The sequence below is a fragment of the Kribbella pittospori genome, from assembly GCF_004331465.1.
GTDB classification, from domain to species: Bacteria; Actinomycetota; Actinomycetes; order Propionibacteriales; family Kribbellaceae; genus Kribbella; species Kribbella pittospori.
In genome coordinates this window covers 1-5117 of sequence record NZ_SJKB01000046.1, presented here as the reverse complement: position 1 = coordinate 5117, position 5117 = coordinate 1, and the positions used below count along the sequence as shown (strand labels likewise).

The window sequence follows — 5117 nt, the reverse complement described above, 5'->3', positions numbered from 1 at the left end:
GGCTGGAACGACCGATCCCACCCCTTCGCCTGGACCAAGACCGCAGACCAGATCCTTAAGAAGGCCAACCGTCAGAAGACCTCAGACGCGCGGCACTAGCCGAGCCGACTCGCTTCGGCGAGCCGCAAGCATGCGAAATTGATTCCCACATTCGAATGATTGATCCGACGGAAAACAACGATTCAGTTGATTATCTTCTACGCGAGCAGGACTAGATAGGTGCCGATGGCATCAACAGGATCATCGGCGCGGAGTTCGACACCCTATTTGTTCTCCCGGATCCCGAGCAGCCGGCCGATCCTCGGCGTCATCGTGACGGCAGAACCGTTCTACACGGCCAACACACCGTCACCCGCCGCCGCGCGGGCCGCCTTTGCCCCATCTGACGTTTGCCCGTAACCGAAGCGGTCAGTAGCCCTTGAGCTTGTACTTGAGCATCGCGAACAACCGGCCGCCAGTCGAGCGTCCGACGGACGATCCGCTGAAGGTCTCGCGCCAGAAGGCGTGTCCGAGGCCAAGGTAGGAGGCCTGTACCGCAAGGATCGAGCCGGCGACACCGATGGCCGGTCCGGAGCTCGCGCCCGCCACGGCGGTCTGGACGAGGCTGACCGAATCGATGAACAGGCCGCTCCCGACAGCCACTGGCAGAACCACCGCCACCCCCGCCACTGAGCCGATGAAGAGCGTCCGGAAGAAGCCCTCGCCCTCCTGGAAATAGTTGCCGAAGGCAGCAATGAAGGCAGCTAGCAGGCCGACAGGAGCGGGTATCAGGATCAGCAGCCAGGCAGGCCAGGCGAACTGGTCGAGCAGTCCATGCCACACCCAACCACAGAACACCTCCGAACGGCTGTCGACGACCCCCGAGCAGCACAGAGCATAGCGAGCGACACGTACCACGGGAACGCGGTGATCACGGACGTCAGCGCGGTCTCCAAGCCGAGATCGACGACCCGGACGAAGGTGGTCAGGTCCTTAGGCGCGGCGTAGGAGTACGTGCGATCCGTGGTCAGGCGGGTCGAGGTACTGGCGACGAGGGCCTGGGTGTCTTCACCAGCGGTCAGAACGACAGTGGCCGCGGTCCCGTGAGTGAGCTCTCCGGAAACCGGTGGGGTCAGGCTGGCCCTGGATGGCAAATGCCAACGCTTCTTCACCGACCTCGGCGCCTGCTGGGCGTCGTCGACAGCGCCCGACATGACCGACAGGTTGCACGCGAACGGCGCCCAATTGCTGCGACGGATCTCGCCGGCACTGGTCGACGCTAGGGGCTGGCGGAAGACCCTATGTACCGTCGTGCACCACGACAAGAACCCTGACCGCGCCGTCGCGGGCTTCTGGAGGGTCTCCCAGTTTCTCTACAGGAAGACCACCTGTTCCACGCGGCACTGAGGCCAATCGACTATGACGCCAGGTAGGCGAACTCATAACCTCGTCAATCCCACGTCGGCTTCGGGTTACCTAGCAAGTCCTACACCGGCTGAACTGACCGATCCTCGGTAGCGAAGGCTGACATGGCGCCGACTGCTGCGATCATCACCGCCAATCGCAGCGGAGCCCTGGTTCGGCGACACCACATCCGCCGGGAGATTCAACACACCTCTTTACGCACCTCAATCAGCGCGAGAGGATGATCAGCGATGAGAACCGATGCGAACGCGGCCACGCCCGAATCCCTTACCAGTAAGAGCTTTCGCGCACCATCGGCAAACGGTGATCAGTCTCAGCTGGAATTCAACGGGTTCGGGGTTCGAGTCCCTGGCGGCGCACAAAACCGCAGGTCAGAGGCGGGTTCCGTCTCCGAGGACCCATCCTTGGTACACATTACGGGATGGGTTTTCTCATCAGAGGTCATCAGCGATCGTCTTCAGCGCGTCGGCCGCTCCCGGGTTCTTGGCCTTGCGTGCCATGTAGACGTCCTGGGTCAGCGAGGGGCGCGCGTGGCCGAGCTGGTCGGCGATCTGGCGGGCGCTGTGACCGGCGTCGTCGAGGATTGTCGCGGTCGTCTTCCGGAACGCATGAGATGTGATCCACGCCATAGCGTCGGCTGCGACCGGTGCTGCCGCCTCAGCCGCGATCTCGATGACTTCCGACCGGCGCCCAGCCGGTGTGCTGTAGGTGTCGAGGATCCGTTCGACCTCCTCGGCGTCGACCCGTACCCGACCGTTCTCCATGAGGCTGACTCGGTTCTGAGGGCACCCGATCGACGCCGCGGCCTCCTTCTGCGTTTGGCCGGCCAGCTGGCGGCACTCCTTCAGCGCGCGACCGAGATTCCGCCGAAGTTCCGAGCCGATCGGCGAGCAGCCCGGAAAGAGCGACGGGTGTTCGATGGGTCACGAAACCCACCGGTGCTGCCGGGGAAGACCGGAATTGAACTCGCGACCCCGATCTATCACCACGAGGGACGTTAGTTGATGATGCGTACAGCTACAGCAACCAGGCCCGCACGGAACGACCGTGAGAACGAGGACTTCGTTGCCGCCAGCAGCAGCACCGTTGTTCTGCTGGATGGGGTCGGCACTCCCGTTGGCTCCGACTCCGGGTGCAAACACGGTGTTGCTTGGTATGCCCGCACCCTTGGCACTGAGCTTCTAAGACGGGCCACTGACGACGTTCACGATGACATGCGCGCGGTACTCGCCGAATCGATCAAGACTGTCGCCGATCTGCACAGCAGGACTTGCGACCTTGGACACCCCGGTACTCCATCGGCCACGGTGATCGTTACTCGAGGATCGGCGGAAAGGCTTGAGTACCTGGTGCTAGCGGACTCTGTGTTGTTGCTGCAGGGATCAGAAGGCATCACGGTCGTCACGGATGATCGTGAAGCCCGTGTTGGCCAGAGGTACCGCGAGAGCATGGACGCCCTTCATTCCGGAAGTCCGGCACATGTTGCCGCTCACCGGCAGTATGTCGAGACGCTGCGCCAGTTCCGCAATCGTTCGGGCGGCTTCTGGGTTGCGAGTGTCGACCCATCGGCGGCACAAGAGGCCATCGTGGGGCAGCATCCGCTGAGCGGGCTTGAGGCAGTCGTCATGCTCTCCGATGGTGCGAGCCGTCTGGTCGATCGCTTCGAACAGGCATCGTGGTCGGACCTGATCGCGTTAGCTCGCCAGGACAGCCCTGACGCCATCCTCGAACGTGTACGACGGCTCGAAGCCGAGGACCCTGCTGGAGACCGGTGGCCACGTGGCAAAGCCTCCGATGATGCGACCGTCGCCTATCTCGCCGGTCTGCGCCCCATCCTCTGTGCTCCGTCGGTTGATGTGCGACACGCGTCCGACAGTTGATGCTCGACACAGGGGTCGTGTTGGCGTCGTCCCACGTCGTCGCTATGAAGAGTGCACGGGCGCTTTGGCGAAGCGGTCGGTTGCGGCCATGACAGCTTCTGCCGTTCCGGCGGCGTGCGTGCCGTGCTCGACGATCACCAGTTCGGATCCCTGCCAGGCGTGGTGCAGCACCCATGGTTTGCCGGTGAGTGCGCCGAGGTCGAGCTGCCCGTGCACGATGACGCCGGGGATGCCCTGCAGGACGTGCCCGTTGCGGGCCAGTTGGTCGTCTGCCAACCAACAGCGGTTGCTGAAGTAGTGCGTGACGAGTCGGGCGAAGGCGAGTTGGAACCGGGGCTCCCACGGCTCGTGCTCGACGTCGCGGCCTGGCGGGACAGTGGCGATTGCATCCTCCCAAGCGCACCAGTTCTCGGCTGCTTTGCGGTGTACGGCGGGGTCGGGGTCCATGAGCAGGCGGTGATAGGCGGCCGAGATGTCCTCGCCCGGATCGGGTACGCCGGCGAGGAAGCGCTCGTACGCCTCGGGGGCCAGGCCGCCGAAGCCGCGGATCAGCCACTCGACCTCGCAGTGCCTGCCGGTGGCGACGGCGGTCACGATCATCTCCGAGACGCGCCCCGGGTGGCGCAGCGCGTAGGTCAGCGAGAGCACTGAGCCCCAGGAAACGCCGAACAGCAGCCACTTGTCGATGCCCAGGTGCTCGCGCAGCTGCTCCATGTCGCGGATCAGGTGGTCGGTGGTGTTGGTGGACAGGTCGATCACGGGCTCGCTGGCGTGAGGGGTGCTCCGGCCGCAGTTGCGTTGGTCAAACGAGACGACGCGGTAGACGGCGGGGTCGAATTGGCCGGGGGAACGTGCGCCGCACCCCGAGCCAGGGCCGCCGTGCACGTACAGCGCAGGCTTGCCATCCGGGTTGCCGCACGCCATCCAGTACACGCTGTGCCCGTCACCGACGTCGAGCATGCCGTGGTCGTACGGCCCAACCTGAGGGTACATCCGTCCTCCCGACAGAAATGACAGCACTCATATAAATGCGATAGCCAGGGAGTCTCGCCGTTAGGACGGTGGTACGCAACACCTCTCAGCCACGGGGCAGAACGTGATCGTCCACACCCGGCCAAGCTCCGCATGACTGGTAGAGCTGGTCGGCCATCTAGACCAAGGTGGCGCACCTCAGTTGGCGGACGTGTGTCGCGGATCTACTGGCGGATCACACTGCGCCCCATCCTCGTCACCTGACAAGTTTCTCTACGTCTTCAAGTTTCTCTACGTCTTCAAGACGGGCCCTCAGGGCCCGAAGCGCGCCGCCACCGCAGGGCGGGCCGCCTGCCCTCCGCTCCGCTTTGCTGCGCTCCAGGCGCGGCCCTTGGCTCGGCGCGCCCGTGCCAACAGGGTGCCGGGTCGAAGACAGCAGAACTCGCCATCAACGATCGACACCCTGTCGATGTAGGTACTGACCGAAACGGCCGGCTACCCGCTGCCCACGGTCGGCGCATGCTGCCGTCTGGACCCGGAGCTCCTGCATCGCCCCGCTAGCGATCATGGGAAGTGCGGTCCGGCCCGGCATGCGTCAAGACACCCCACGGGCGCGGATGGCAAGTGGTGGTGGGTTGGTTGTTGTGTTGCCCACCGTCCGGCCGGCCGTGTGATTGTGCGGGTCTTCGCGGATGGGTCAAGGGCGCTTCGCGACGCTGCGCGTCTGCCTGGCGGCAGCCCTTGACGCAGCCGCTGTGACCCGTGGTTCAGCGGCTGTTCGGGCCGTCCGGTTCAGGCCGCGGTTGGAAGGCTGGCGGGCCAGGCGATGTCTTCTCGGTAGGGCTCGCGGTGTTCGAGGCA

The 5117-nt window shown here is 64.5% G+C and carries 4 protein-coding genes; 1 reads left to right on the top strand and 3 read right to left on the bottom strand.

Annotated features, from left to right (window positions below):
- Positions 1-408 precede the first annotated feature (408 nt).
- Entirely contained in the window at positions 409-822 is a 414-nt protein-coding gene (locus tag E0H73_RS45535) for a hypothetical protein (protein WP_131367556.1), read from the bottom strand.
- A 1016-nt stretch (positions 823-1838) separates the two neighbouring features.
- Positions 1839-2252: a helix-turn-helix domain-containing protein gene (locus E0H73_RS46950; protein ID WP_272949209.1), complete on the bottom strand. Its 414-nt coding sequence runs from the start codon at positions 2250-2252 to the stop codon at positions 1839-1841.
- Positions 2253-2408: 156 nt separating this feature from the next.
- Between E0H73_RS46950 and E0H73_RS45525 the strand changes: the two genes are divergently transcribed.
- The gene (locus E0H73_RS45525) at positions 2409-3284 is read left to right on the top strand and encodes a protein phosphatase 2C domain-containing protein (protein ID WP_202867949.1); all 876 of its coding nucleotides are present in this window, start codon (positions 2409-2411) and stop codon (positions 3282-3284) included.
- 42 nt (positions 3285-3326) lie between these two features.
- Here E0H73_RS45525 and pip read toward each other — a convergent pair whose 3' ends face one another.
- Positions 3327-4277: a prolyl aminopeptidase gene (gene pip / locus E0H73_RS45520; RefSeq protein WP_131367553.1), complete on the bottom strand. Its 951-nt coding sequence runs from the start codon at positions 4275-4277 to the stop codon at positions 3327-3329.
- Positions 4278-5117 lie beyond the last annotated feature (840 nt).